Origin of the sequence: uncultured Helicobacter sp. (genome assembly GCF_947367035.1) — a bacterium.
GTDB lineage: Bacteria > Campylobacterota > Campylobacteria > Campylobacterales > Helicobacteraceae > Helicobacter_D.
On the sequence record NZ_CANBCA010000023.1, the window covers coordinates 1 to 25,904 of the forward strand.

The window sequence follows — 25,904 nt, forward strand, 5'->3', positions numbered from 1 at the left end:
CCAAAGTTAATTTGAATATTTTTGAGATATAAATCTTTTTTAAATTCTTTAATAACAACACTATTAAAATTATTTTAGCCCCCCCCCCCGCAGATAAAACTCTTTAAATTCCTCTAGTGTAAAAACTTGTGTTTGAGTAAAAAAATTTTTAAGTTTTGTCAATTCCCTATGCTTTAACTCTTTATAATGAAAACAAATCAATTCATTATCTAAAAACTCTTGATAAACCTTTTCAAGAGCTTCCCTTTCTAATAAATCGTCTCCATCACAAAACATAAGAATGTCGCCACTTGCAGACTTTGCCCCCTCAAATCTCGCCTTTAGCAACCCAAGATTCTCTTGATTGCGGACGATTTTAATTCTTGTGTCCTTTTTAGCATACTCTTGCACAATCTCCATACTTTTGTCTGTTCCGCAATCATCTACAATAATTATTTCTATCTTTTGAAAACTTTGTTTAAGACAACTATTGATAGCTTCTGCAATAAAATTTTCTACATTATATACAGGTATAATTACAGAAATTTTACTCATATCTCTATCTCCAAATCACTCTTAAAATCAATCTCGCACCAACCGCCATTAATCTCCACCGCTTGTGCACCACCATACGCATTAATCAAGCCTTGCAAAAAGCTTGTCATATACATATTATCAAAATCTTTGCCATCATACATCGCACCTCTATCCAAGCTATCATAAAACTCTAAAACTTGTGGCAAAAAGCAATGCGAAAATTTAAAAAGCCCAATATACTGCCCCTCTATCTCCTCATAACTCTTAGGCTTTTTGCCAAGCTCTATAACTTTGCCCTCTCTTATTTTTAATGTCTCTGCGTCCAAAAGAGGATTTTCAAATCGCTTCTCCCACAATGTGCGCCAATTTTTATCCACCACGATACTTAAAGGCTCTTGCGATTCTATCAATGCGCGCACAATCTCTGCGCTATACACAATATCCGCATACGAAATAATCAAATCTTGCTTGTGTGTGATACAAGATTCTATAAACTCCCTCGCACAAAAGAGCGTTTGCACCATATTTGTTTTATTAAATTCAAGATTTTGATAAATATTTTTTATGTTAAATTGCGATTCCACATAGTTTTTTAAAACTGCAAATAAATATCCGCCCACCACTGCAATTTCCTTAATCCCAGCGTCTTTTAAAGCCCCGACTTCATAATCAATGAGCTTTTTGCCGCGATATTCCACCATACACTTTGGATTCTCTTGCGTAAGAGGCATTAGCCTTGAACCAAATCCCGCCGCTAGAATCAATGCTTTCATAGCTTTCCTTGTAAAATTTTCTCAATTTGCTCCATTATGACTTCCTCCGAACTCCCTACATTATAAATATTCTCATTCCTAAACTTCTCTATCCTTGCGGAATCTTTTTGCAAATCTAACATTTTAAGCCACTTCTTTAACTCTGCTAAACTGCGACAAATGCCCCCCCCCCCGCCACCGCTTATTTGGTTTGCATATTGCATTATTGGATTTTGCATTTTCAATGGAGCGAAAAATACGCTAGGGCGCAAAGTGCTAAGAGAATAAGTAAAAGCCGCTGTGGAAGTATCGGTAATAAAAAACTCACTGAAATTATGGAACGCATTACCCAACGCTTCATCAAACTTCACGCGCTTCTCTCCCGCCCATTTAGCCTTTATCAGTTGGTAAAAGGGGTGATTGTTTTGAAAGTTGATTGGGTGTGCGCGAAACGAGATATTATAATCTGCGCTATCCAATAGGGATTCTATCAAGGCATTTTCGTATCCAGCAAAGAGATTATTGTTTGCGTTACTTCCTGTGCCATAGCGCAAACTAGGGGCATAGGTAATCGTATTGCTTGGCTTGTAATCATAGGAAAAAATTGCATTATCTAGCTTAGGATAGCCACTCTCTAGCAATTTAACCTTGCTCTTGGGTAGTGCCTTTTGGAATCCTTGCATTGCGACTTTTGAAGGGACTAAAATATAATCCACCACTTCACAAGCTCCTGTTTGCTCTACCAAGCTATGCGGAAAATAAACGCGTTTTGCGCTCGTGCTTAAGAATGTCCTATCAATCTTGCCCCCATCATAGCCCACTTGGTCGGCAGTTAGGATTAAATCAATGCCGTGAATATCTGCATTGAGATAATAAGTTCGTCCATTTTCTATAATGCGCCAAGGAAAAAAAACATTATAATGCCCACTTTTTTCAAAGTCGTCTCCTAGCTCTCTATCTACTATTGTAAGGACATTATATTTTTTCTTTAATTTGGCAATCAAACTACCATAATGTTTGCGATAGGTAGGATAATAAGAGACAACTAAAATATTTGGCTTCTCCTTGCTTAAACGCGATTCTATGAAAGTTTTTGCTCTTGCTATAAACTGATTAATTTGTGCTTCTACACTCATATTATCTCCCTATTTATCTCTTCTTGGATTCCTTTCACCTTGCTTTTCTTGATTGTCTGATAAGAAAGAATGGAATCTTTTAACTCTTTAAGAGAATACACGCAATGCGTAGCCGCTTCCATTAAAGTAAAATATTTATCATTAGGCGGAAAAGAAATACTCGTAAAACCAAAAAAACATAAAATACTAGGATTGCGCGTCCATAAAGCACATTGCAAAGCGACACTTGAAACATCGCTCACACACACATCTATGCTTTTAGGCACAGCTTTTGTTAAAGTAATGGAATCCCCAAAAATCTCCAAAATGGAATCTCTAACCTTGCTTTCTGTCTTGCTGTGCGGCAGATAAAATACCTTTTGCCCTAAACCTACCAAAGTCTCACATACTAAAACATCAAACCCGCAACCCACATTGTTATGCAAATCATCACTCATTGCCCGACTGCTTGGCGCATATAAAATTTTCATACTTTACTCCTTATAGCTTACTCAACCATTCTTGAAAGATTCTATCTTTCTCCATACCATTTTTTCGTTCAATATGCCACATCATCGCAAAAATAGGCTTATGTTTATGTTTGAAAGCCTCTATGCTCCTATCTTCTGCCCTCACCAAAGGCTCTAAGCAATCCCCTAAAGCCCTAATACCATAGTTATGAAAAGAATTGACTTCAAATTTCTCACCACTGCTTATATCTACAACTTGATGATTGCCAATATGCCCCTCTAAAAGCTCCAATTTCGCACCAAAATATTCCGCTATCATCTGCGCACCACGACAGATTCCAAGCAAAGGCACATTATGCTGCAAACAATGCGTGAGTATTTGCGCCTCATATTCATCACGCATAGAGGAAAGCGGATTAGGATTTAAAGAGTTTAAATCATTCCCACCGCTTAGAATCACACCGCCTAAACTCTCCCCTAGAGATTGCGCATAAACGCCAAAAGGAATTGCATAGCTTAAAGGCAGAGGCAAAAAGCCCTGCAAATGTTCCTTAAAAAACTCGCCCCACTCTACGCTTAAAGCCTCGCGCACCTCGTAATAACTCGTATTTTCTAGCAATCTTTGCGTAATACCAATAAACTTCATAAGACTACGATTTGCCCACTTTCACAATCTAGCTTAATGCGCTTTGCGCTTAGAAATTTGCTAAAGTTTTCCTCGCCTACGCCAATGGCTGCGGGCAATCCAAGCTCACTTGCGCGAATTGCCATATGCGAGTTTGCCCCACCATAGCAAGTAATCAATCCCGCAATATTTTTCGTAAATAAATAATCAAATCCGGGGTCGGCGGATTTAATCAGCACGATTTTACCTGCTAACTCTGTATCGCTTAAATCGCTAATGAGCGCACTTACCGACTTTTGCGTGATGAAGTTTGGCACAATCTCCGCACTTAAAAAGCTCACAACCTGCTCCGCATTGATAAGTAACATAGGAAGTTTGAGAGCTAAGGTAAGGGCGTATTCCTCCTTATGCCTTTTGATTTCCTCCAAAAATCTTTCCTTTGGATTCTTAGAATACAGCGAGGCATAAAGATTTAAGATATTTTGAATATCCAAATGCACCATTTCCTCTTTTGGGATTCCATAATAAACGCCTAGCTCGCCAATGAGGCTTAAAGCACGAGAGAGCAGTTTAGTAAATTCAAACTTCGCATATTCTCTCCCCTCAATCGCTCTTTTCAAAAACTCTAAAAACTCTTTTGCGCTAATCTTTAGCCCGTGTTCGCTTAAAAGCGTATCAAGAGATTGCAGCTTTTTAGCATTAAGCACAAAATTACTTTCATTTGATGTCAAGCCCTCTCTTGCACCCAAATCAAAGTAAGCTCTAAAATCCTCATCATAGCGCGGACTTAAGATATTATAAGTGCTAGGGCGCAAATGCCCAAATTTGCTTAAAAACTCCTCTTTTGTTTCCTCTGTAAGCGTGGCAACACTTGAGGCTAGCTCCTTGCTCACCGTGTTAAGAAAATTTAAAAATGCCTGTTTTTCCGCCAAGCTAAAAAATCCAATTTCTACAAGAGAATTAAGCATAGAAACCGCCACAAACCCAGCCCTTGCAATCCCTGCAAAAGGCAAAGTCCCATATCTCTTGCAAGATTCCAAAAGCCAGTAAATCTTATCCAAAGTCGGCAAGTGCGAATCCTCTAAATCTTTGTAAATTTGCTCTAACTTTGCAATCTTTTTTAAATCCTTGATATACAAGCCTTTTTTGGGATTGATGATAGAATTTGTAAGCTCCAAAAGTGCAAATTCTAGCCTTTTAATCTCATTTTCATTAAAGCCTTTTGAAAGCAGACTTTTTAATTTATGAGGGATATTTAAATCATAGCAAGAAAAGACAATGTTAAACTCTATCTTATCGTGGAAATGCGGGTTTGCCTCCAAAGTATCCAAATAATAATCCACTAATTTACTTGCGATTTTTTTATCCAAAGCTTTGGGGATAAAGGAGTTAAAAGAAAGCCGCACATCAATATAAGGAATGCCCAAAAAGCAGTGCATTAGCGGGTGAGAGCGCAAATTAAGATAACCATAATTATCCCGTTGATATGCCCAAATATTATCCGTGATGATTTCTTTATAAAGGCTTAGGGCTAATCGCTTAGGCTTCAACCCCAAAATCTCGGCAGGATTCCAATCAGGCATTACACCAAAAATTGCGCGTTTGCCATAAATATCTGGCGTTTGCTTCTGCAAAGACACAATGCGCTTTTGCAATCTCTCTAGCGCGCTAAATGGCAGGGATTCATAGAGATTGAGCTTATCTTTGACTACAAGCGGACGCACTTGCAGACAATACAAATCCCCGCTAGCATCTATCGCAAATTCCACATCTAAGAATTTATAGTCAAAAAGCGATTCTAACTCCCTTAGCATTACAATAATAGCTTTTAAAGTGCTATCTTTTGGCAATTCCGCTTCTTTATGAGCAAAAAAGCTTAAGCCTTTGGCGCTTCCATCGGTAATCGCACTATTTGAACCGCTTTTATCCCACTCAATGCAATAATAAGGCGCAAGCGTATCTTTATCTGCACTCATCGCCACACCACACATCGCGATATGCTCTAGCATTGGCTGAATGAGAATCTCATCATCAAGCTTTGGCATAGACGCCCCAACTTTGCGCAACGCCTCTAAAATCGCTTGGGATTCCACATTTACATTAGAGAGACTTAAAAACGCTCCTGCATTAGAAGTTTGCGCACTATCCTCACTTTTGGAACTGCTACGAACGATAAGCTTTTCACACGCATTTTCACCGCTGAAGCATTTTTGAATCTCCTCTAATACCCTCGCCTCATTCGCTTCCAACTCTTTAAGAGAAGTGAGCATTAAGGGCAAGACTTTTGCACTCTTTAATATGCTTTGTAAAGCTAGCAAATTACGCGCTTTGGTTTGAAAAGATAATTGCATAATAAACCTTAGATGCTACAAAATAAAGGCGATATTATAGTTTAAACTTACTTCAAGATTCTTTATTTTGCGCTTTTTGCTTATTTAGGTTTATCAACTTAGCCCTTTATGCAATGCCCAAAAGCGCATACATTTTAAGAAGTGCTTTTAAGATTTGTTGGTATAATCCTCATCTAAAGTTTAAGGGAGTAGAAATGTGTTTAAACTGCCTATTTGGGAGAAATAAATGTATGCACTAAAAGTCCAAGAAAAAGAGATTGAAAAGAAAGTTGCACAAGATTTTTTCAAAGAGTTTGACACCACAAGGCAGCTTGGCAGAATAGATTTTTGCGTATCCTACAAAAGTGATACTTTGTTTCAACACATTCACTTCCTTTGGGCAGAGGCAAAGCGGAGCAACAAAAACGATATTATAGAATCCTTTGTGCAGCTTATCTTAACCATTGGTAAGGAACGCACTTTTGAAAACGAGCTTCCACCGCTATTTTTAGGTGCATTGGACGCAGAGAAAATCGCCTTTATCCCCTACCACGCAATAATGAATATTTTTAATCAAAATGATTTTAATTGGAATGTTACGCCTAGCAACCACGATTCTAAGGAGTTTAAGCAACTCTACCAAACAAGCAAAGAGCTTTTAGAATCCCAAAAATTGCAATTTAGCTTCAAAACAGATTCTAAAGAATTGCAAAAGTTTATCAAAAAAAACTTCACGCTTAACAATCAGCATTTACATAAAATCCAAATCACCAAAAACAACTTTAATCTTATCTATCAAAAATGGCTCTCAAAGGTAAAAGATTCCATTAGCATTGATTGGAATCTTGCTAAAAATGCGGGGATTTTGGACGCGGATTTTTATCTTGCAGATTTACTAAGCGAAGAAAATATGAGTATCAAAGATAAGCTTTTTGTCGCCCTAAAAAAGACTTATTATGAGTATAATAAACAAAAAACAAATATAGGTTCAATCATCAATGAAACAACTACCTTTAAGGACAATCAAAAAGCCCACACAGAGTTTTGGAATCTCTATGAGCGTCCGCCAAAAGAAGAATATTGGGATTACATTATAGATAGGCGCGATTTGCTTGTGCCTAGCGACATACGAGAGCGCAAAGGAGCGTTTTTTACCCCGCAAATTTGGGTTTTAAAAGCGCAAGGCTATCTTGCAAAAGCCTTAGGAGAGGATTGGCAGAGCGAATATTATATTTGGGATTGTGCGGCAGGGACAGGGAATCTTTTGGCAAATCTCACAGAATCGCAAAACCTCTATGCTTCCACACTAGATAAGGCAGATGTGAAAATTATGCAAGAATTAGCACAGAATAAACACTTATCCCTTTTGCAAAATCATATTTTTCAATTTGACTTTTTAAATGATGAGTTTTTTGATAAGCCTTGCGAGAGCCATAAAGGTAAGCTAGATTCTACTTGCAAAAATTGCCAAGAATCTAAATTGCCCAAATCCTTACAAGCAATTCTACAAGACGAAGCAAAGCGTAAAAAGCTTATTATCTTTATCAATCCTCCGTATGCGGAGGCGACTTCAGGCACAACACCAGCAGGGACAGGCAAAAACAAAAGTGGTGTAAGCTTGGGTAATGCCACCTATCAAGTCCTCACAGGCAAGGGCAAGGTAGAAGGCATTAATATAGAATCTAAAGACTATCTAGGCAAGGCAAGCAATGAAATCTTTGCGCAGTTTTTTATGCGAATTTACAAGGAGATTCCAAACTGCAAACTTGCTGCATTTTCTACGCTCAAATATCTTAATGCAAGTAATTTTGTAAAATTTCGTGAGACTTTTAAGGCAAAATTTCTTGCAGGTTTTCTATGCCCCGCCGATACTTTTGATAATGTCAAGGGGCAATTTCCCATAGGCTTTTTGGTGTGGGATTTGGACGAAAACAACAAAGAAATAGGCTATAATGACACAAAACAAAAGGAGCAAAAATGACAATCATCTTAAAAAATGTAGAAGAGAAATTTCTACCAAAAGTTGAGGAATTTTCAAAGTCTATTAACGCACAATACGAATCCAAAAATGATGAATCTAATAATCAAAAATACATTGAGGAGACAATCAAAGACTTTTTGTTGCCCGAAAATTATGCAGTTTTTGAGAGATTAAAAGATAAATGAAATACCTAAATATTCAAGATGTTATGACTTTGCATCAGCAAATGATAGAAGCAATGCAAGGATTAAAAGGGGTGAATCCCCAGCAAATTGAGCTTTTGGAATCCGCTTTGCAACAAATCCAAAACGATGACTATTATCCTAATTTTATAGATAAACTCACACATATTGTATTTGCTTGTGTGAAGTTTCACCCTTTTTTAGATGGAAACAAGCGCACCGCATTGCTTGTGGCTAGAACTTTTATTGTGATGAATTATCCTAAAATATTGCCAGAGAATTTTTACCAAAACCTAGAAGATGTTGTGGTTGCTGTGGCAGAGGGCAAAACCACAAAAGAGGAACTACGCGAAATATTACAAAACTTGTTGAGGACACAATGAAAACCATAAAAGCTTGATGTCTTTGATAGGAATGGAGAATTTTTAGGGAAAAAGAGATTCTATACTCTATTAGATAAACATAAATCACTAAATCAGTGGTGGGTTTGTTTTAAAAATACGCAAGAGCAAAGTCTTGGAATGATGTCAAACTATCCTAGTGATTTTCAAAATCAACAAAAAGTTTGCATTCTTTCTCGTCCTTTAGCAAGATATTGCCTAAATTTTACCCAAAGCAATCTCATTCCCTTTGCGGTGTATTTCTCTGTGCGCCATTGTATCCCTGCCACTTGGCTAAACGACCGCGACCAATTTCTTTATCCTAATGAGGAATGGCAAAAAGATTCTACATTTCAAAACGATTGTTTGGCTTTTACACTCTTTCACGGGCAAAATCGCATTACAAGCAAAGAGGGCGTAAATCACTTTATCCCCTTTAGCGAGAAAGAAGTAAAAGCAAAGGAAGCCTTTGAAAGCCATTTTATGCACAAATTTATCAAAGGCAAAATCAAGAGGGATTCTAAAACACAAGAGAAAATAGAAGCAAAAGGAAAGCAAGGAGGTTTTAAAAACGAGGATTTGTATATTATTAAGCCCCTCATTCCCACAAAACCGCTAGAGTTTAGCGAGGAAGCGCAGGAAGTTTTCAAGGCGGGATTGGAGCTTTGGAAATATTATCATTCTCAAGAATTTAAGGATTCTAAAACCTATAATCCCAACGCCTCCCTTTATGACATCAAAGCATATTTTCAAGGCTTTAGCGACAAGGGCAAGATGAATCCACCGCAAAAAGCGCAAGATTCTTATTATAAAGACTTGATAGGCACTCTCAATGCCGCACTTAAAGACTTGGCAAAAAGAATAGAACCCAAAGTCTATGAATATGGATTTTTGAGAGAATAAAGAGGACAAATAGAATGCTTTGAAAATGGGGAGGGCAAAATAATATATAATACAAAGGATTTGCAAAAGAAGCTAGAAATGCACCTAGAATAGCATTTAGCTCATCTCCTCACACATTGCTAAAAACTCCTGATAATACTTCCAAGATTCTATTATGTCGGGACGCACAGAAGCTAGAAATGTGAGATGTTTTTCAAAGACTGCTTTAGCTTCAAGACATAAATCTTTGTGAGATTTGAGATATTCTAAAATGTCTTTTTCGGTGAGTTTTTTAGCATTCTGCATCTCTTTTTGCTTTTCTAAGAGTGGGATAATCTCTAACAATCTCTTTTTAACCAACCCTAAGAGATTTTCATTCTCAAAAAGAATTGCCCAATCTTTTGAATGAATGCAAAGAATAATTCTGTCATAAAAGCAAGTTTGCCCAAAAAGAGAAAAAGTAATATCTTTATAATTTGCATTCTCCTCCAAAGCCTGTTTATGATAGCTTAACCCTCTTTGAGAATTATAATCAAAGATATATTTTCTCTTATCCATACAAAATACCCTATCCATTAGAGTAATGGCAATCACTTGATTGTGGCTTTTAAACTCCAAAGTAAGGGGCAAAATCGTTTGATACTCCGATATACCCATTGCAAATATCTCTTTATCTTCGGGCTTTGGCGGAGGGAAATGAAGCTGCTTAGCTAGAGTATAAATTGTCTCAAATGCCCTATCACCTACTATTTCAGCCATATCAAGTATTATACTCTCCTTAAAATTGACTAGAAAATCCCAAAGCTGCGTATCGTGAAAACAATAATAAATGTCTTTAATAAAATACTCCATTAAATGCGCAAAAGTATCTGTCTCTTCGATTCTTAAATCCTCTTTATCTCCCTTGCCTCTATTTTGCAAAAAATGCAATAAATCCTCTGGATTGACAAGCTTTTTCATCTCTACATATACTTCTCTGCAAGGAGTTAAAGAACAAGCACTCTTTAATGCACTAATTGGGTCTCGGACAAGGTAAATAGAGGGAGTATTGGGAATAAGCGCGCAGAGTTTTTCTCCATTTTCTTTTTTATTATGCGGTATATAGTTTCTTAATGCAATATAGCTAAAATAATCTTGCAAATCTGTATGCTCCATAATTAAAGTAAATAATGTAATATACGCTGCTTTTGCCCTATCCTCTACATCTACATCGCCTTGATAATAAGATAAGCCCCCGCATCTTTGGATAAGATTCTCTAATCCTGTGTTACCTGTGGCGTGGCTACCAAAATAGAGGAACTGATAATAAGGCGGCAAAGGAATATTTAACTTCCACGCAAATTCGGGGGGAATGTCTGTGTAATCTATTTCTTTAGGATTAAGCAGCGGAGGATAAGTGTATAATGGGGGGGGGGGGCAGAATATAAGTCTCTTTAAATTCCTTAGATTCTAGCCACTGCTTTACATTGTCGTATTCTTTGGCAAAATATGAAAGAAATGAAAAATCAGCAACACAAATATTATATCTCCTTAAAGCTCGGTAAATCTCATACGCGCGGGGTTTATCAAGGCAATAGAGGGTAAGAAGCATTAGTAGTTTTTGAAGCAGTGCGTAAATTCTGCCTTTATGCGCCTTTTTATCTGCCACATATCTTAAGGCATTTAATACGCCACTTTGCTTTAATATCTCAAATGTTTTGCTTTTACCCATTTTACTTCCTTAATTTTACCCTACTTTTCTTGCACTCCAGCAACGCGTCGTGTATTTGATGTCAAATTCTTGAGGGAGAACTTCTCGCATTTTTGCAGTGATTTTATCAAAAATCTCTTGCCCTTCTTTGGTCTCTAAATCCCAATAAGGATTTTTCACACTCTGCCACGCTAAAATATAGTTTTCCAAACTTTGGTGAAAGTAAAAATCCTCTTCAATGTAGATAATATTATCAAAAAGCTCTTTGTGTGCTTCAATAATTGGGCGTTGGTCTTCGCGTCTCACACCTCTTGTATAGTTTGGCACTATGGAGAGAATCGCATTCTCTGCCTTTTGCTGAATGGGGTCGTTTAAGTCTCTATGATTCCACATACACGAAAAGTATCCATTGCCTTTAAGCAATCTATGGGCTTCTTTTAACGCCTCTGTCCTATCCATTACATTAAAGCTACTGCCAAAGGTTACCCAATCAAAACTCCCGCTTTGTAATGTAGAATCCACGCCCGTAGCCCTTACCCACTCAATTTTTGCGCCTTTTGTGCGCTCAATGCCAATTTCACGCATTGCGTCATTTGGCTCTACACTCACCACTTCACAACCTCTCTCTAAAAGCATAATGCTTAAATTTCCTGTCCCTGCGCCAATATCTGCGACTTTCAAATTGCCCGCTTTTTCTCCGCTAGCCAAAGTGATAAGCATATCAATCGTTTTGGGCGCATAATTCGGGCGGTAGCTGTAATACTTCGCGTGTTTGGTGTAATCCCAAACTTGTTCTACTATTCTTGTCTTATTCTCTTGCATTGTTGTTTCCTTATTATGTTGCCCAATGCAAAAGAAAAAGAATAAAGAATTACGCCCTAGAGCCTCCTTTGCTGGACTTTCTAGCCGTCCAAGCGCGAATTTTATAAGGAATCTCTAAAGTTTGTAAATGTGAGATTTTGGATTCTATCATTTCCAAAATCTTTTTCCATCTTTGCTCCCCTGCTTGGGCTTGTATATCATTTACAGAATGCCACGCTCCAAGATAACGCGCCTTGTCCATTATCTCTATATAATCGCACTCCATAAAAAAGCAGTCTGTGAAATCCCCTGTGGAGACGAGGATTTCCTCCCATTTTTTGACATTTTGCGTCCCGCTGCTCACTCTAGCAAGCTCTGGAACAATATTCTTAATCTCTTGTTCAATTTCATAGAATACTGAACCCTCTAGGATATTTCTAGGATTCCATATAGCTGTGAAGTAAGCCCCCCCCCCCCGCAGAAGTATTGTGGGTAGAAGTATGGGCAGAGCCATTTTGAGCCGCAGAATTTTTTAAGATTCTCGCAAACTCGGGCAAAGATTTCTTAGGGTCAGTCCAATGGAAGCTACTCGCCATAATTACCCAATCAGCAATTCCACTTTGCACGCCTGTTTCCTCGCCACTTCCTTTTTGCCATTTGATATTTGTGTCTTTGGTATAGGCGATGCCCTCTTCTCTCATCTCATCATTTGGCTCTACGGCTAAGACTTGCATTCCAAACTCACTTAGCATTTTGGTAAGCTTGCCTGTCCCTGCGCCCACTTCTACGATTTGCAAATCTTTGAGATTTTTTTGCTCATCATTGATACAAGCAATCAGCTTTTCTAACAACATCGGGCTATATGCCGGACGATTATGATAATGCTTCGCCACTTGTGTAAAATCACCTTGTTTCATTTGCTTCCTTTTTCTTTGATTTGATTTAAGATACTCTGCACCTTTTGTTCTAAATCCTTTGGAGTATCATTGGGCAAGATTATATTCGCATTTGGCTTAACAAATGGAATATCCACCCCTACGACATCTTGAATCTCTCCTTTAAGCGCACCGCTATAAAGTCCCTTTTGGTCGCGCCTTTGCAGCTCCTCCATAGAACATTCTATATAAATTTCTAAATAATTTTGCAAAGTCTTGCGGTTATAAGCATACACTTCATCAAAAAGCGAAATCGTAGTTACCACTACCACCAAACCCTGCGAGCTTAGAAAATGCGCAAAAGCCGAACGCTTGAGTGCAACTTCAATCCGACCTTGTTTATCGTAAGCGTAATGCCCAAGTAAATCGCGCAACTCATCGCCATCTAAATACACAATATTGGGAATCTCTTGCTTAATCCTCTCATACAACGCCTTACCAATCGTGCTTTTCCCGCTTCCTGCCAAGCCACAAAGCCACAGCACAAGCCCTTTGCCATTTTTCACCCACATACTGCGTCCTTGACTGCTTTAATCACTTCTTTTATTTCCTCGTCACTCAAATGTTCCCCCATTGGAAGGGATAGAATCTCCTCTTGCCACACAGAAGCGTTGGGTGTGGGGGACTCCACAACATAGGGTTGATAACTAAAGGCAGGGCAATTTGGCAAAGCAATCGGATAATGTAGCCCATATTCAATACCTTTTTGTCTCAAATACGTCATCACTGCTTCGCGATTCTTAACCCGAATCACAAACAAGTGCCACACACATTCGCAAGGTTCCTTAACCTGTGGTAATCTTATTGCTTTGCAGTCTTTGAATCCCTCAAAATAGAGCTTTGCTACCTCTCTGCGTCTAGCATTCCAAGCTGTTAAGTGCCGCAATTTCACACGCAAAATCGCCGCTTGGAGATTATCAAGTCGCGAATTTCTCCCTACAATTCTATGCTCGTATTTTTTCAATCCTCCGTGATGAGCAATCTCCTCACATCTTTGCAAAAGTGCGGAATCGCGGCTTACAATCGCCCCGCCATCTCCATAAGCTCCTAGATTCTTGCCCGGATAAAAACTAAAGGCGGCAATATCTCCAAAACTCCCCACACACTGCCCTTTAAACTTCGCTCCGTGTGCTTGGGCGCAATCTTCAATCACGTGGAGATTCTTTTCCTTTGCAATCTCCAAAATCTCCTCTATCCTCGCACTCTGTCCATACAAATGCACCATAAGAATTGCAGAGGTTTGTGGAGTGATTTTTGCGCGTAAATCTGCTAAATCCATTGTATAATCCGCCCCACAATCCACAAATTGCAGCTTTAAGCCATTGCGCACAACTGCTTCCGCACTCGCCGCAAAGGTATTTGCAGGCACAAGCACCACAGAATCTTTGGGCAAGGCAAGAGATTCTATCGCAATTTCTAGCGCGTCTGTGCCATTTGCCACACAAAGAGTGCGCACACCACCACCCAAAAACTCCGAAAACTCCTCCTCAAATGCGCTTATCTCACTGCCACCCACAAACGCACCACTCTCCACCACACTTGAAATTGCAGTTTCTATTTCACCTTTTATGCCCAAATATTGTTTTTTTAAGTCTAAGAATTTTATAGCCATAATGCCCCCATTTTCCAAACCTCGCCAAACTCTTGCGCTTTTGTGTAGCAATGGGATTCCAAAATCTCTTTCCACGCCTCTTGCATTCCTCTACTCCAAGCAATGTCATCAAAGAGCATAACGCCCCCCCGCTTCATAAAGGGAAGGATTTGTTTAAAATAAGTAATCGTAGCTTCTTTATTGTGATGTCCATCAATAAAAGCAAAGTCAAGGAGCTTGATTTTTTCTAAGAGACTTGGCAAAACCTTGTCAAAGCGTCCGATAAAAACTTCAATATTTTTCAAATCAAAATGTTGATGATTTTCTTTAGCAATTTGTGCGACATTTGGGCTTCCCTCAATGCTCCAAATTTGAGCATTTGGCGCAAAATACGCCATATAAGAGCTAGAAAATCCTAAACAAGTTCCAAGTTCCAAGATTTTTTGCGGCAATAAATCGTTAAAAATTTTAAAAATCACTTCCGCTTTTTCACGTTTGACACCAATCTTTGCCAATTCACAAAGCGGAATCTCTAGTGTAACGCCTGCTTCCATTTGTTCCTTTGTGCGCTTTTCCTCTGGCTTTCCTGCGCCAAAATCTACGACCTCTATCAAAGTTTTTTGCCGTTTTAAGCTTTCACGATACGATTCTATTTTGCTTGTAATCTCTTCAAATCTCATCTTTTTCCTTTATAATTCCCGAATGAATTGTGCGGGATTCCCTGCATAAATCCCCTTTTGGACGATGTTTTTTGTTACCACACTTCCTGCACCAATCACCACATTATCACAAATCTCTACCGGTAAAATCGTTGCATTAGAACCAATACTCACACGATTCCCGATTTTTGTTTCTTTATATTTTGTAGAATCCCCACCTGCTGGTTTGCCCTCTTTAAATAAATCATTGATAAACATTACCCCGTGTCCTATGAAGCAATCCTCGCCTATATCCACGAGTGAGCAAATGAAACTATGGCTTTGGATTCTGCTTCTTTTGCCAATTTTCACATTGCTTTGAATCTCTACAAAAGGACCTACAAACACCTCATCTCCAAGCTCACATTCATAAAGATTGCAAGGCTCTACAATCTTGACATCAGCCCCCATTTTCACCTCCCTTATTTTGCTCTTGTATAAAGTAAAATTTCCTGCCCCCGATGAAACAATAGGGCGGTTCAAATCCGGGCATTGCGGTGGCACGAATGATTTTTTCAATTAAAGCCCCCCCCCCCGCAAGATTCTAGCCTGATATGCTTTAAGCTTTCTATTTCTATTCTTTTATGAAACTCTCTACGAGGCGAGAAAATGGAATCTTGAGGGATTAGCTGATAATCTCCTTTAATCATTTTTTCTAAATTTTCAGAAAATAGCTCTACTCCATAAGTATTTGCCAACTCTACTAGCTCCTCTACGAAGCAGTTTTTAGGGATTTTAAACCTCTTTTGAAAAGCAATCGCACCATTATCAATCCCTTCGTCCATTTGATGAATACTTACACCAAACTCCTTATCCTCGTTTAAAATAGCAAAAGAAAATTGATTGCACCCTCTATATTCTGGCAAAGGTGCTAGGTGGAGATTCAAAGCAATCTCTTGAGCGCAAAAAATATGCTGTGGCTTTAAGATTTGGTGATACTGCACAGAGAAAAGTATATCAAAATCTAGTTTAAAAAGTTCGTCCAGACTCGCAATAATAGGGATTTTATGTTGTGTGCAAAACTCTTTTACCACTTGTCCTCTAGGAGATGTTCCTACTGCAAGAAGCATAAAATCTAACGCATCTTGCCTAGCAAACAATTCTTGCAAACACTTTCCGCCAATTTCCTTTGCGCCTAAAAATATGACTTTTTTCATTCCTTATGTCCTAATTTACATTTCTCTGGGTGGAATCGTAAAAATACTTCCTTGCCTGTCTCTATGGATTCATACATTGCGATAATGAGTTCTAAGCTTTTGCGTCCCTCTAGTCCATCAACCAAAGCCTTTGTGCCATTTAAAATGGAATCTACCACGTGCAAATAATACTCCTTATGTCCAAACCCATACACATTCGGGGGATTTACGGAATATTTTTCCATTATTTCCTTATCGGATTCTATGGGCTTTGTGAAGTTCCAATGTTTAATTTCATTAACTGCAAAACCTCCAATCTCTACACTCCCAAACTCTCCTAAAAGAGACAAACTCCCCTCCAAGTCTTTTGGGCGCGTAGCAGTTGTCGCCTCAATCACACCCAAAGCTCCATTCTTGAACCTCAACACTGCAACCCCTGTATCCTCTGTCTCTATATCACTTAATGCAGTGCGACTTTTTGCAAACACGCTTTCTACATCGCCTAGCATCCATTCTAACAAATCAATATGATGACTTGCTTGATTCGTAAAAACTCCCCCATCTTGCGCCCAAGTGCCGCGCCACGAATCCTGCTTATAATACGCATTATCCCGACACCAACGCACCCGCACACTGCCCATAACGATTTTTCCAAACCGCCCAGCTTCTAGGGCTTCACGCAATTTTTGCACGGGCAAATTGTAGCGATTCTGCTTGACAATAAAAAGACGAATCCCAAATTTATCGCAAGATTCTATCATCTTATCGGCGTCCTCCAAAGTTAAAGCCATAGGCTTTTCTACGATGATATGCTTTTTATAGGGTGCAACTTCTAAGGTGTTTTGTGCGTGAGTTCCACTAGGCGTGAGAATAGAGACTATATCAATTTTATCACCACACTCTTCCATCATAGAATCTAAATTTGTAAAATAAGGTACGTTGTATTTTGTCCCAAAAGTTTCCGCACCGCTTTTATTAATATCGCACACGGCTACGAGCTTAGCCCCTGTAATCTCGCCACTGCTTAAAAGTTGCGCGTGGCGCACCGCAATTCTCCCACAACCAAGCAATGCCACACCTAACATTTTTTCTCCTTTAAAATCCTAGATTCTATTGTGTCAATCATCACATTAAAATTACAATCCCCTTGCACAAAATAGCTTTGCGATTCTATTTTTTTGCCTAAATTTTCCTTAGCAATTCGCACAATTTCCTCGCAATCTTGACTCCAAAACATCAGTTTATGTTTAATTAAATATTGGTCGTGAATCAACCAAAGAGAACGCGTAGAGATGGTCGGAATCCCATAACAAACCGCCTCAAGATTCATCGTTCCCCCTCCACCGATAAATAAGTCAATAAAAGGATAAAATTCCTCTGGCTTTAGCTTCTCTTCCAAAATGGTAGCGATTCCTCCAAAATCCCTTTTTAACCTGTCTTTTTCATATCTTGGCATAATCACGATATTGGCATTCATTGCCTCTTTGAGCAGAGGAATCACTTGATAAATCACAGGGATTTGCTCTTTAACATAATGGGCTTTGTATTCCTCTTCACGCACAAGAATCGTGGGTTTTGTCGTGTCTAACCCATAGCGGATTCTAAAGTCATTTTTGGATTCCTTTTGAATCGCATTTATCCACAAAGCCACATCAATAAAAGGATAAGGCACGATTTGGGATTCATCTAGTGCGAAACGCAACATAAGCTCTTTTGGGAAAATAAATGGATAGAAAAAAAGCCTAGAAAAAGGCAAAGTCAGCCTTGCAACTGCGGTTAATTCACGCGGACATTCCTCATCACCAGGTTTTGTAAATGCAGGTGTATCATAAATATTTACCACCGGAATCCCGATTCCATACGCTACTTGCACACTATCCACGACTGCACCACAGATTAGTAATCTAGGAACGCCCTGCACTTTAAATAAATCCAAAATCTCTTTTTGTCGGAATATTCTTGCTTGAAACTTCTCTAGCAAAGTTGCCCCGCCATATTCTCCAAGCACAGTATGTGGAATCTTGTGTAGCTCTAAAATCTCCTTAGCCTCGGTATAATGAGGCGCGTAGCGCGTAGTTACAAACACTTTATGCCCTCTTTTTTGCAATTCTTTAATCATCACACTAAAAAACATTGCATATTTGGGGGTTGCGACATCAATCCAAATCATAATCTACCCTTTAAAGTTTCAAAAATTGCCAAACGAATATCCAAAAGTGAGGTTGCATTATATCCTAAAGTTTGCATTAAGCAAAACTCGGGCGCACTAAACCCTATCTTATCTCTCCTCCAAGCAAGACTTTTGCTCCCAAGCTTTTCTAAGAGTAAGCGCAAAAGATACTTGCTATATCCTTTTTGCACTTTAAAAGATTCTGCAATTTTAAAGGCAAACTCCACCACACGAAAATCTGTAAAAGGTGTGCGATTCTCAATCCCAAACGCCATCGCATTGCGGTCTTCATAGCGTAAGAGATTGGGGAGATTAAATTGAATCATATCAAGCCAAAGTCCTTTAGAAAAGTCTGGTAAAAATCGCTCTAAGAGATTCGCTAATGTTGGGATTGGAAATCCCAAACTTCGCAACTTCTCTATGGCTTGAATATTATCCTCTTGAAACAATTTTAACTTCAAATTTGTATCCAATGCGCATTTAAGCCCGAAGTTGTATTCTTGAAATGCCACGTTTCCATAGAGATTCACGCGTTCCTTAAAAGCCTCAAAGTGCGCAAAAACATAGCGTCCTATATGATGATAATACCCGCCAAAAAGCTCATCTGCGCCCTGCCCCCCAAGACTTACCTTACAATAAGGAGCAATGGATTTAAAAAGTAACGCTTGGGAATAGATAGAAAAACTGCGAAAAATCTCATCTTGGACATAGCACAAAAATTTGAAGTCTTTTTGAATAGAATCTAAGTTTGGACTAATCAGCTCTACTTCAATCCCCAAATCTTTTGCAAGTTGCTGGATATACACACTCTCATCATTTTGCGTATCTTCCTTAAAATTTAGCCCAAAATAGTGGCAATCCACTTCCGATTGCTTCACAAAATACGCTAAAATAGAGCTATCAATCCCGCCTGAAACACAAAGAGCAAGCGGAACATCAGAGCGCAAACGAATCTTTGTTGCATCTTTTAGTAGGGATTCCAACTCCTCTAGCGCATTTTGTAGGGTTTTCTCATCACTTGGCACGTTCTGAATCGCCTCAAAATCTGGCTCAAAATCCCAATATTTTTGAAGCTTCAACTCTCTATCGTTAGGCTTAAAATGCGCAAAATGCGCGGGAGGAAAGTTTAAGATTCCTTGATAAATACTCTTTTTGGAATCTCCATTGCTAAAAAGCAACCATTTGGCAACTTCCTCCAAATCAAAGGCATAGGATTCCACAGCCAAAAACGCCTTAATCTCGGAAGCAAAAAATATTTTCTCTCCTTTTAGTGCATAAAACAAGGGTTTGTTACCCAATCTATCGCGCGCCAAAAAGAGGGAGGAATCGCGTTTATCATAAATACAAAACGCAAAATCTCCATTGAATTTTTTTAACGCTTCCTCTTGCCAAGTGGCAAAAGAGTGTAACAAGACTTCTGTATCACTATGGGTAAAAAATGGAATCCCTAATTCCTCTAATTCCTTTTTAATCTCTAAATAATTATAAATCTCGCCATTAAATACAAGTAGCAAATGCGGACAATAAGGAGAGGTAAAGGGCTGATTGGCAACAGAATCCAAATCAATAATGCTTAGGCGATTATGTGCAAAAGAAAATTTCTCATCACTAAAGCTACCTTTAAAATCTGGTCCCCTATGTTGCATACTCTCCGAAGCCTTTTGCACCACCTCTAGCGCATAATTCCCTCCGCAAATACTACACATTAGTTTAGGATTCCTCGCTGTTGTAAAATTTTATAAACATATTCTGCACAAATTTCATTACCTCTTGCATTACAATGAATCCAATGGTTTGTAAAAAGTGATTCTTTAGAATCCCTAATGATTTCGTTTAAATCATAGACAAAATCATAAGCATTTGCTTTAATTTCCCTATTTAAACTCTCCACTAACTTCGGAACTAAGGTATCAATAATTCTATTTTGATAAGCTGCAACATTGCTTAAATGCTTCTTTTCTTTAGCTCGCATTTCTCTCTCTTCTTTGCTCCATTCTAACTTGCAAGGAAGTAAAGGCTGGATAAAGGCAAGGAATTGCCCCCCCCCCCCGCACAACTTGCAAGTAAAATTGCTCCAAACGTTCCAAAATTGCTCCAATAATTTCTTTGTCTTGAATGGCGGGATTTACCTTATTGCTTGTTCCAAGCTCACAATACAAAGGCAAATCACTATTCGCAAAAATCTTATAGGGTCTTTCGTTAAAATAAGGCGAATAGATAATATTATGCTTCTTTAACAAATAATCACAACAAACATAGCTTATCCTAAAATCTGTTCCCGCAAAAAAGGACAAAACAATCTCTGGTTTCAGTGGATAAATCAGGGCATTGTATAGCATTATCTGCTCATAAGTCGTATATCCTGAAACCCCGAAATTAACAACAATAAACTTTTCACTTCCTAGATGCTTTTGCAAGTAATATGTGATAGTATTTTCAAGCGGCAAATACTCTGTGCGCAATGCACTATTACCAAAACAAGCTATTAATTTTACATCTTTGGGACGATTTTTTAAAGACTCAAAATCCACCTCTTGAATAAAATAGAAGTTCTTATCCTCTGTTTTATCTTGTGAGGGAATAATATTAAAACCGGGATAAGCAATATGTCCAAGACTTTTTTGTGCAATAGAAGTAGTATAAAGCATTGAAAAAATACTTTGATTAGGGAATTTCGCACGAATTTTATCCCCCCATTGCGCAAGAGATTCTGCCGAATCTCTCTTATCCTTAAAATACGCATTTTGCAAAGCTAGAATCTTAGAATGCAAAAGCGGCATTGTAAGAGATTCGCTCAAGCAATCTTGCAAAACTTCTTCTGCACTCCCAAAAAAGTGTTTTAACATTCTAGACATTTTTTCTTGATATGAATAGGTTTGAAAATATCTAACTCTATCCTTTGAAATTCCTTGTTTATAGAGTTTTTTTGCGACTTCTCTTGCAACTTCCTCATTAACAATACAAACCAAAATCAAATCAAAAGATTGAGACAAAGCTTCTTTTAGCGCAATAAATCGCTTATCTACAATTGTATCGGTATCTAGTTTTTCATCAACCACATAACATTCAAATCCAAGCGCACCAAATAAGCTTAATGCACTCTGCCCACTCCAACCATAACCATAAATCAATACTTTCATTTAGCTCCCTCTTTCACTACTTGCGCAATTTGCTCTATTTGTGATTCGCTCAAATGAGGATTCATTGGCAAACTTAAAACTTCCTTGCTTGCTAATTCTGCATTAGGAAAATCACCTAGCTTATAACCCAAAGGCGCAAAACATTGTTGTAAATGCAAGCCCAAAGGATAATGAATCGCACTTGGGATTCCATTATCTTTTAATCTCTCTTGTAACATCTGACGATTCTTAACCCGAATCGTGTATTGCGCAAAAACGCTACTTCTCCCCTCCAAAACACTAGGAATCACGACATTTGCATCGTTTAAGTAATAATTATAAAGTTTGGCTATCTTGTTCCTTGCTGCAATATCCTGCGCAAAATACTTTAACTTAACCCTTAAAACTGCAGCCTGCAATGCGTCTAGTCTCCCACCAATCCCAATGTATTGATGCATATATCTTGACTTTTCTCCGTGTAATCGCAAACTTGCGATTCTCTTTGCCAAACTCTCCTCTTGAGTGAAAACTGCTCCTCCATCTCCATAACAACCCAAAGGTTTAGCAGGAAAAAAACTTGTCGTGGCAATCTCACCAAATGTAGAATCCTTACGTCCTAAAAATTCCGCACCAAAGCTTTGTGCGCCATCAAGGATTAGCTTAAGATTCCTTTGTTCGCAAATAGATTCAAGCGTTTGTAGATTTGGTGGCTGTCCATAGAGGCTAACGGCTAAAATCGCCTTTGTCTTGGGAGTGATTGCTTCCTCAATCTTATCACAATCCAGATTATAATCCTCCAAAGATATATCCACAAAAACAGGCTTAATCCCCAAAAAAGCGATCATTTCTGAAGTTGCGATAAAAGTAAAAGGAGTGGTAATTACTTCATCTCCCGCCTTGATTCCTAAAGCCATTAGTGCAAGGAGTAGCGCGGAACTTCCGCTAGAACAACTCACCGCATAGCCTCCGCCAACAAACTCCGCTAATTCTTTCTCTAGGGATTCTACCTCACTTCCCATAATAAATTGCGCATTTCTGCATACTCTTAAAACCGCCTCTTCAATCTCTGCTTGATGTGCTTTATGGGATTCTTTTAAATTTGCAAAATCAATTTTCATTCAATACCTCCAAAGTAAAATGATTTAATCTATATTTCGTCTTATCGTAGCTATCTTGTGCGATTCCGTTTTTATCAAACTCCAAACGCAATCCTGCCTTATCCACCCAGCCTATCTGCCTTGCAGGATTCCCAACTACAAGTGCAAAGGCAGGCACATCACGCACGACAACCGCTCCCGCACCAATGAGCGCATATTCCCCGATTGTGATTCCACAAACAATCGTAACATTTGCTCCGATAGAACAACCCTTTTTAAGCAAAGTTTTCTGAAACTCCTCCCTGCGATTGATAAAACTACGCGGGTTGATGACATTAGTAAAAACTATTGAAGGTCCTAAAAATACATCATCTTCACATTCTACACCCTCATAAATGCTCACATTGTTTTGTACTTTCACGCCCTTTCCGATTCTAACATTTGGACCCACCACGCAATTTTGCCCAAACGAACAATTCTCCCCAATCACACTTCCGCTTAAAATATGGCTAAAATGCCAAATCTTACAACCCTTGCCAATTTTTACATTTGTATCAATCACGGCACTCTCGTGAGCAAAATATTCCATCTTATCCTCTTTACATTCTCTTGCACATTTTTTCTTTATACTCCACAAAATGTTCTAACATTGCTTTCTCCTGCATAGGATTCATTTGCTTTAATGTTGGAGCTAAAGGAATCTCACGAAAGGGATTCTTAGGGCTTCGTAAATGAGATTCAAAATTTATAAGCATTGTAATTTCGTTTTCATAATGTCGTCTCGCAAGTGTATGCAAGGTATCACTTGGATACACAGGCGTAGGCGATATAGCAACAATCTCTCCACAATCCACCTTTTCATCAATGAAATGCAGGGTAACTCCAAGCATTCTATCTTCTAAAATTGCCCATTTAAAAGAATCTAATCCACGACTATTTGGGATAATTCCGGGGTGTGCATTTAGAATCTTTTTGCCTTTTAAACACTCTTTAGACACGATTCCGCACCCTGTAATGAGATAAATATCGCATTCATTTGGAATCTCGGTATCACTTGCACAAATCTTATAGGGAATTTTCCATTGTTGCGCAATTTCTTTTGCACTCACTGCTTCACTCTGCTTTGGTCTATGCGCAAACAATACCGCTCGTTCGGCTTTTAGCTTAAAAGGTAAAGCATATATCAAAATCCCCCCCCCCCGCAAAATTAGAATTTAATAAAAGTTGATTTAGAACTTGCTCTGTTTTTAAATGAGGTGCTTGGTAGGTAATAATACCAATTTTTTGAGGTTTTTGCATAATCTTTCCTTTAACTGAATTATTTTGATGTCATTTTGCAAAAGGGATGATAATCTCCAACTAAGCCTAGAATCTCACTATTTCGGATTTGATGCACTAATTGGATAGAAGGCTTTGCATCTTGCAATCCAAAGCCTCCCCCCTTTAAAATATCACAATAACTTTGTGTATGTAAATCGGTAAATCCCTCACTAAACTCTACAGATTCCCCATTAATACTAATTAGTCTAAAAGTGCGTTTGTTTTGCTCTAATGCCTCTTTTGGTAGTGTTGTAGAATCCACGGATAAAAACCAGCGCACGCATGCGCGTTGAAGTTCTAAGATTCCACTTGCGCTTTGGGCATTTAGCAAATGCACTTGACTTTTTTGCACTGCACCAAAAATCCAAAGTAGCATATCAAAAAAATGCACTCCAATATTCGTAGCTACTCCACCACTTTTACTCACATCACCTTTCCACGAGATGAAATACCATTTTCCTCTTGAAGTAATATAAGTTAAATCTACATCAAAAACTTTATTAGGTTCTTTTTGCAAAGATTGTTGAATCTTTCTTCTTAATGCAAGGATACTTTTGTGTAGCCGCAACTGCAAAATATTATAAACTTTTCTTTGCGTTTCTTTCTCAATCGTCTCTAATGCTTCTAAATTCCAAGGATTCAACACTAGGGGCTTCTCACAAATCACATCTGCATTGTTTCTAAGTCCAAAACGAATATGACTATCGTGCAGATAGTTTGGAGAACAAATAGAAATAAAATCTAGCCCCTCTCCCTTACGACGCAACTTGTCTATATACCTATCAAATCGTTCAAATTCTGTAAAAAAGTCAGCCTCTGGGAAATAACTATCCATAATTCCCACACCATCATAAGGGTCTAATGCGCATAAAAGAGTATTTCCTGTCTCCTTGATTGCCCTTAAATGTCGCGGAGCAATGTAACCTGCCGCACCAATTAAGCCAAACTTTTTCATTCCATCTCCTTTAATAGAGTTTCTTACAAACTTCTTCTTTGATTGTTTGTATGATAATTTCTGCCGCCTTACCTTCACCATAGAGTGTCCTGCAAAATTCCATTGAACTATTATCGGCTATTTTTAAAAAACCTTGAATGATTTTTTCTTTATTTGCTCCTACAATCACGTTATATCCTTTTTCTATTAACTCTATCCATTCCGTCTCATTTCGTAGGACCAAACAAGGTTTTTTGAAAAAGTAAGCTTCCTTTTGTAAGCCTCCACTATCGGTTAAAACCATTTTACAAAAGCGCAAAAGCCAAATCATTTCAAGATACCCTAACGGAGCAACAACCACTATCCCTTGTGGAATTACAATATGATTTTGCTCTAAGATTTTACGAGTTCTTGGGTGTAAAGGCAAAATGATTTGGATTTGTTTTGCAATCACACTTAAACCAGCAAAAATCTCTTGCAAACGATGAATGGAGTCTGTATTTTCTGCGCGATGAATTGTGCATAATGCAAACTCTTTGGACAAATCCATAGCAGGAGCTTTAGCAAACTGCGCATAGTGCAAGGCAACATCTTGCATAATATCCCCGCTTTGAATGATTCTGCAATCAAAGTTTAAAAAGCCTTCGTTTTTTAGATTCTGCATTGCATTTGTTGTCGGGACAAACAAAATCTTGGAAATTCTATCGGTTAGTATGCGATTAATCTCCTCTGGCATTGCATTATTAAAGCTTCTCAAACCTGCTTCAATATGAATAATAGGAATCTGTAACTTAACACTTGCTAATGCCCCTGCCAAAGTAGAATCCGTATCACCATAAACCAAAGTAAAATGTGGTTTTTCTTGGTTTAAAATCTCTTCTATCTTTTCTATCATTCTCCCTGTCATTGCGCCGTGAGACAAACCACCCAAAGCAAGATTATATTGTGGTTTAGGAAGTTGCAACTCATTAAAAAAAACTTCACTCATTGCATTATCATAGTGTTGCCCTGTATGCACAAGGATTTCCTCTATCTCTTTTTCTGTTTTAAGCTTACGGCTTAATGCGCCCGCTTTGACAAATTGCGGTCTAGCCCCTAGAATTGTTACAATCTTAATAGGATTCACCCCAGCACTTCCTCCAAAATCTTAAGCAACTTCTCCCCCTCCCTCTCTGCATTG

At 38.4% G+C, this 25,904-nt stretch carries 29 protein-coding genes and 1 pseudogene; 4 read left to right on the plus strand and 26 right to left on the minus strand.

The features are described from left to right. Window positions 1-69: 69 nt before the first annotated feature. From Q0Y61_RS07470 to Q0Y61_RS07495, 6 genes are read right to left on the minus strand one after another with little or no spacing between them, the layout of a single operon-like run. Window positions 70-534, minus strand: coding sequence for a glycosyltransferase family A protein (locus Q0Y61_RS07470; protein ID WP_297813787.1), 465 nt, complete (start codon window positions 532-534; stop codon window positions 70-72). Next, the gene (locus tag Q0Y61_RS07475; protein ID WP_297813790.1) at window positions 531-1,289 is read right to left on the minus strand and encodes a phosphocholine cytidylyltransferase family protein; all 759 of its coding nucleotides are present in this window, start codon (window positions 1,287-1,289) and stop codon (window positions 531-533) included. The genes Q0Y61_RS07470 and Q0Y61_RS07475 overlap by 4 nt, the downstream gene beginning before the upstream one ends. After that, a complete protein-coding gene (locus tag Q0Y61_RS07480) occupies window positions 1,286-2,404 on the minus strand; it encodes a CDP-glycerol glycerophosphotransferase family protein (protein WP_297813793.1) in 1,119 nt (372 codons plus the stop codon). Before Q0Y61_RS07480 ends, Q0Y61_RS07475 begins: the two co-directional genes overlap by 4 nt. After that, on the minus strand, window positions 2,401-2,874 hold the full coding sequence (locus tag Q0Y61_RS07485) for a hypothetical protein (protein ID WP_297813795.1): 474 nt from the start codon (window positions 2,872-2,874) through the stop codon (window positions 2,401-2,403). The genes Q0Y61_RS07480 and Q0Y61_RS07485 overlap by 4 nt, the downstream gene beginning before the upstream one ends. A gap of 10 nt (window positions 2,875-2,884) precedes the next feature. Next, window positions 2,885-3,499, minus strand: a complete 615-nt coding sequence (locus Q0Y61_RS07490) for a gamma-glutamyl-CDP-amidate hydrolase (protein WP_297813798.1) — start codon at window positions 3,497-3,499, stop codon at window positions 2,885-2,887. Continuing rightward, a complete protein-coding gene (locus Q0Y61_RS07495) occupies window positions 3,496-5,832 on the minus strand; it encodes a PEP-utilizing enzyme (RefSeq protein WP_297813868.1) in 2,337 nt (778 codons plus the stop codon). The genes Q0Y61_RS07490 and Q0Y61_RS07495 overlap by 4 nt, the downstream gene beginning before the upstream one ends. A gap of 223 nt (window positions 5,833-6,055) precedes the next feature. Between Q0Y61_RS07495 and Q0Y61_RS07500 the strand changes: the two genes are divergently transcribed. The 4 genes from Q0Y61_RS07500 (at window position 6,056) to Q0Y61_RS07515 (ending at window position 9,254) form a co-directional block, all read left to right on the plus strand. Next, window positions 6,056-7,789 (plus strand): hypothetical protein, encoded by a 1,734-nt coding sequence (locus tag Q0Y61_RS07500; RefSeq protein WP_297813801.1) that lies wholly within the window; start codon window positions 6,056-6,058, stop codon window positions 7,787-7,789. Further along, complete coding sequence (locus Q0Y61_RS07505) at window positions 7,786-7,974, plus strand: hypothetical protein (RefSeq protein ID WP_276891344.1); 189 nt, start codon at window positions 7,786-7,788, stop codon at window positions 7,972-7,974. The genes Q0Y61_RS07500 and Q0Y61_RS07505 overlap by 4 nt, the downstream gene beginning before the upstream one ends. After that, a complete protein-coding gene (locus Q0Y61_RS07510) occupies window positions 7,971-8,354 on the plus strand; it encodes a type II toxin-antitoxin system death-on-curing family toxin (protein WP_297813806.1) in 384 nt (127 codons plus the stop codon). The genes Q0Y61_RS07505 and Q0Y61_RS07510 overlap by 4 nt, the downstream gene beginning before the upstream one ends. A gap of 138 nt (window positions 8,355-8,492) precedes the next feature. Beyond that, a complete protein-coding gene (locus Q0Y61_RS07515; protein ID WP_297813808.1) occupies window positions 8,493-9,254 on the plus strand; it encodes a hypothetical protein in 762 nt (253 codons plus the stop codon). Window positions 9,255-9,350: 96 nt separating this feature from the next. On the opposite strand, the gene Q0Y61_RS07520 is transcribed toward Q0Y61_RS07515, so the two are convergent. From Q0Y61_RS07520 to wecB, 20 genes and pseudogenes are all read right to left on the minus strand, one after another. Beyond that, window positions 9,351-10,550 (minus strand): DUF2972 domain-containing protein, encoded by a 1,200-nt coding sequence (locus tag Q0Y61_RS07520; protein WP_297813811.1) that lies wholly within the window; start codon window positions 10,548-10,550, stop codon window positions 9,351-9,353. Between the two features lie 61 nt (window positions 10,551-10,611). Continuing rightward, window positions 10,612-10,944, minus strand: coding sequence for a hypothetical protein (locus Q0Y61_RS07525; RefSeq protein WP_297813814.1), 333 nt, complete (start codon window positions 10,942-10,944; stop codon window positions 10,612-10,614). Between the two features lie 15 nt (window positions 10,945-10,959). Next, window positions 10,960-11,745, minus strand: coding sequence for a class I SAM-dependent methyltransferase (locus tag Q0Y61_RS07530; protein WP_297813817.1), 786 nt, complete (start codon window positions 11,743-11,745; stop codon window positions 10,960-10,962). A gap of 49 nt (window positions 11,746-11,794) precedes the next feature. Further along, a pseudogene (locus tag Q0Y61_RS07535) lies at window positions 11,795-12,641 on the minus strand (class I SAM-dependent methyltransferase). Then, a complete protein-coding gene (locus Q0Y61_RS07540) occupies window positions 12,638-13,171 on the minus strand; it encodes an adenylyl-sulfate kinase (RefSeq protein WP_297813820.1) in 534 nt (177 codons plus the stop codon). Before Q0Y61_RS07540 ends, Q0Y61_RS07535 begins: the two are co-directional and overlap by 4 nt. Next, the gene (locus tag Q0Y61_RS07545; RefSeq protein ID WP_297813823.1) at window positions 13,162-14,271 is read right to left on the minus strand and encodes a DegT/DnrJ/EryC1/StrS family aminotransferase; all 1,110 of its coding nucleotides are present in this window, start codon (window positions 14,269-14,271) and stop codon (window positions 13,162-13,164) included. The genes Q0Y61_RS07540 and Q0Y61_RS07545 overlap by 10 nt, the downstream gene beginning before the upstream one ends. Beyond that, on the minus strand, window positions 14,262-14,930 hold the full coding sequence (locus Q0Y61_RS07550; RefSeq protein WP_297813825.1) for a class I SAM-dependent methyltransferase: 669 nt from the start codon (window positions 14,928-14,930) through the stop codon (window positions 14,262-14,264). Before Q0Y61_RS07550 ends, Q0Y61_RS07545 begins: the two co-directional genes overlap by 10 nt. 9 nt (window positions 14,931-14,939) lie before the next feature. Then, window positions 14,940-15,359 (minus strand): acyltransferase, encoded by a 420-nt coding sequence (locus tag Q0Y61_RS07555; RefSeq protein ID WP_297813871.1) that lies wholly within the window; start codon window positions 15,357-15,359, stop codon window positions 14,940-14,942. A 104-nt stretch (window positions 15,360-15,463) separates the two neighbouring features. Continuing rightward, complete coding sequence (locus Q0Y61_RS07560; protein WP_297813828.1) at window positions 15,464-16,105, minus strand: formyltransferase family protein; 642 nt, start codon at window positions 16,103-16,105, stop codon at window positions 15,464-15,466. Next, window positions 16,102-17,169, minus strand: coding sequence for a Gfo/Idh/MocA family oxidoreductase (locus tag Q0Y61_RS07565; RefSeq protein ID WP_297813831.1), 1,068 nt, complete (start codon window positions 17,167-17,169; stop codon window positions 16,102-16,104). The genes Q0Y61_RS07560 and Q0Y61_RS07565 overlap by 4 nt, the downstream gene beginning before the upstream one ends. Next, window positions 17,163-18,254 carry a DUF354 domain-containing protein gene (locus Q0Y61_RS07570; RefSeq protein WP_297813835.1) on the minus strand — a complete coding sequence of 364 codons (1,092 nt, stop codon included), beginning with the start codon at window positions 18,252-18,254 and terminating at the stop codon, window positions 17,163-17,165. The genes Q0Y61_RS07565 and Q0Y61_RS07570 overlap by 7 nt, the downstream gene beginning before the upstream one ends. Beyond that, a complete protein-coding gene (gene asnB, locus Q0Y61_RS07575) occupies window positions 18,251-19,960 on the minus strand; it encodes an asparagine synthase (glutamine-hydrolyzing) (RefSeq protein ID WP_297813839.1) in 1,710 nt (569 codons plus the stop codon). The genes Q0Y61_RS07570 and asnB overlap by 4 nt, the downstream gene beginning before the upstream one ends. Beyond that, window positions 19,960-20,226 carry a hypothetical protein gene (locus tag Q0Y61_RS07580; protein ID WP_297813842.1) on the minus strand — a complete coding sequence of 89 codons (267 nt, stop codon included), beginning with the start codon at window positions 20,224-20,226 and terminating at the stop codon, window positions 19,960-19,962. The genes asnB and Q0Y61_RS07580 overlap by 1 nt, the downstream gene beginning before the upstream one ends. Next, window positions 20,216-21,394 carry a hypothetical protein gene (locus Q0Y61_RS07585; protein ID WP_297813845.1) on the minus strand — a complete coding sequence of 393 codons (1,179 nt, stop codon included), beginning with the start codon at window positions 21,392-21,394 and terminating at the stop codon, window positions 20,216-20,218. The genes Q0Y61_RS07580 and Q0Y61_RS07585 overlap by 11 nt, the downstream gene beginning before the upstream one ends. Then, window positions 21,391-22,491 (minus strand): DegT/DnrJ/EryC1/StrS family aminotransferase, encoded by a 1,101-nt coding sequence (locus Q0Y61_RS07590; protein ID WP_297813849.1) that lies wholly within the window; start codon window positions 22,489-22,491, stop codon window positions 21,391-21,393. Before Q0Y61_RS07590 ends, Q0Y61_RS07585 begins: the two co-directional genes overlap by 4 nt. Beyond that, complete coding sequence (locus Q0Y61_RS07595) at window positions 22,481-23,059, minus strand: acyltransferase (RefSeq protein WP_297813852.1); 579 nt, start codon at window positions 23,057-23,059, stop codon at window positions 22,481-22,483. The genes Q0Y61_RS07590 and Q0Y61_RS07595 overlap by 11 nt, the downstream gene beginning before the upstream one ends. A 10-nt stretch (window positions 23,060-23,069) precedes the next feature. Next, the gene (locus Q0Y61_RS07600; RefSeq protein ID WP_297813855.1) at window positions 23,070-23,657 is read right to left on the minus strand and encodes a formyltransferase family protein; all 588 of its coding nucleotides are present in this window, start codon (window positions 23,655-23,657) and stop codon (window positions 23,070-23,072) included. Next, window positions 23,635-23,769, minus strand: a complete 135-nt coding sequence (locus tag Q0Y61_RS07605) for a hypothetical protein (protein ID WP_297813858.1) — start codon at window positions 23,767-23,769, stop codon at window positions 23,635-23,637. Before Q0Y61_RS07605 ends, Q0Y61_RS07600 begins: the two co-directional genes overlap by 23 nt. 19 nt (window positions 23,770-23,788) lie before the next feature. Next, the gene (locus Q0Y61_RS07610) at window positions 23,789-24,745 is read right to left on the minus strand and encodes a Gfo/Idh/MocA family oxidoreductase (RefSeq protein ID WP_297813862.1); all 957 of its coding nucleotides are present in this window, start codon (window positions 24,743-24,745) and stop codon (window positions 23,789-23,791) included. Window positions 24,746-24,755: 10 nt separating this feature from the next. Continuing rightward, complete coding sequence (gene wecB, locus Q0Y61_RS07615; protein WP_297813865.1) at window positions 24,756-25,850, minus strand: UDP-N-acetylglucosamine 2-epimerase (non-hydrolyzing); 1,095 nt, start codon at window positions 25,848-25,850, stop codon at window positions 24,756-24,758. Window positions 25,851-25,904 lie beyond the last annotated feature (54 nt).

Excerpts from the sequence above, each read along its gene's own strand:
- Q0Y61_RS07470 (WP_297813787.1), bottom strand. The coding sequence starts at position 534 with ATGAGTAAAATTTCTGTAATTATACCTGTATATAATGTAGAAAATTTT.
- Q0Y61_RS07475 (WP_297813790.1), bottom strand. The coding sequence starts at position 1,289 with ATGAAAGCATTGATTCTAGCGGCGGGATTTGGTTCAAGGCTAATGCCT.
- Q0Y61_RS07480 (WP_297813793.1), bottom strand. The coding sequence starts at position 2,404 with ATGAGTGTAGAAGCACAAATTAATCAGTTTATAGCAAGAGCAAAAACT.
- Q0Y61_RS07485 (WP_297813795.1), bottom strand. The coding sequence starts at position 2,874 with ATGAAAATTTTATATGCGCCAAGCAGTCGGGCAATGAGTGATGATTTG.
- Q0Y61_RS07490 (WP_297813798.1), bottom strand. The coding sequence starts at position 3,499 with ATGAAGTTTATTGGTATTACGCAAAGATTGCTAGAAAATACGAGTTAT.
- Q0Y61_RS07500 (WP_297813801.1), top strand. The coding sequence starts at position 6,056 with ATGTATGCACTAAAAGTCCAAGAAAAAGAGATTGAAAAGAAAGTTGCA.
- Q0Y61_RS07505 (WP_276891344.1), top strand. The coding sequence starts at position 7,786 with ATGACAATCATCTTAAAAAATGTAGAAGAGAAATTTCTACCAAAAGTT.
- Q0Y61_RS07510 (WP_297813806.1), top strand. The coding sequence starts at position 7,971 with ATGAAATACCTAAATATTCAAGATGTTATGACTTTGCATCAGCAAATG.
- Q0Y61_RS07515 (WP_297813808.1), top strand. The coding sequence starts at position 8,493 with ATGATGTCAAACTATCCTAGTGATTTTCAAAATCAACAAAAAGTTTGC.
- Q0Y61_RS07525 (WP_297813814.1), bottom strand. The coding sequence starts at position 10,944 with ATGGGTAAAAGCAAAACATTTGAGATATTAAAGCAAAGTGGCGTATTA.
- Q0Y61_RS07530 (WP_297813817.1), bottom strand. The coding sequence starts at position 11,745 with ATGCAAGAGAATAAGACAAGAATAGTAGAACAAGTTTGGGATTACACC.
- Q0Y61_RS07540 (WP_297813820.1), bottom strand. The coding sequence starts at position 13,171 with ATGTGGGTGAAAAATGGCAAAGGGCTTGTGCTGTGGCTTTGTGGCTTG.
- Q0Y61_RS07545 (WP_297813823.1), bottom strand. The coding sequence starts at position 14,271 with ATGGCTATAAAATTCTTAGACTTAAAAAAACAATATTTGGGCATAAAA.
- Q0Y61_RS07550 (WP_297813825.1), bottom strand. The coding sequence starts at position 14,930 with ATGAGATTTGAAGAGATTACAAGCAAAATAGAATCGTATCGTGAAAGC.
- Q0Y61_RS07555 (WP_297813871.1), bottom strand. The coding sequence starts at position 15,359 with ATGGGGGCTGATGTCAAGATTGTAGAGCCTTGCAATCTTTATGAATGT.
- Q0Y61_RS07560 (WP_297813828.1), bottom strand. The coding sequence starts at position 16,105 with ATGAAAAAAGTCATATTTTTAGGCGCAAAGGAAATTGGCGGAAAGTGT.
- Q0Y61_RS07565 (WP_297813831.1), bottom strand. The coding sequence starts at position 17,169 with ATGTTAGGTGTGGCATTGCTTGGTTGTGGGAGAATTGCGGTGCGCCAC.
- Q0Y61_RS07570 (WP_297813835.1), bottom strand. The coding sequence starts at position 18,254 with ATGATTTGGATTGATGTCGCAACCCCCAAATATGCAATGTTTTTTAGT.
- asnB (WP_297813839.1), bottom strand. The coding sequence starts at position 19,960 with ATGTGTAGTATTTGCGGAGGGAATTATGCGCTAGAGGTGGTGCAAAAG.
- Q0Y61_RS07580 (WP_297813842.1), bottom strand. The coding sequence starts at position 20,226 with ATGCGAGCTAAAGAAAAGAAGCATTTAAGCAATGTTGCAGCTTATCAA.
- Q0Y61_RS07585 (WP_297813845.1), bottom strand. The coding sequence starts at position 21,394 with ATGAAAGTATTGATTTATGGTTATGGTTGGAGTGGGCAGAGTGCATTA.
- Q0Y61_RS07590 (WP_297813849.1), bottom strand. The coding sequence starts at position 22,491 with ATGAAAATTGATTTTGCAAATTTAAAAGAATCCCATAAAGCACATCAA.
- Q0Y61_RS07595 (WP_297813852.1), bottom strand. The coding sequence starts at position 23,059 with ATGGAATATTTTGCTCACGAGAGTGCCGTGATTGATACAAATGTAAAA.
- Q0Y61_RS07605 (WP_297813858.1), bottom strand. The coding sequence starts at position 23,769 with ATGCAAAAACCTCAAAAAATTGGTATTATTACCTACCAAGCACCTCAT.
- Q0Y61_RS07610 (WP_297813862.1), bottom strand. The coding sequence starts at position 24,745 with ATGAAAAAGTTTGGCTTAATTGGTGCGGCAGGTTACATTGCTCCGCGA.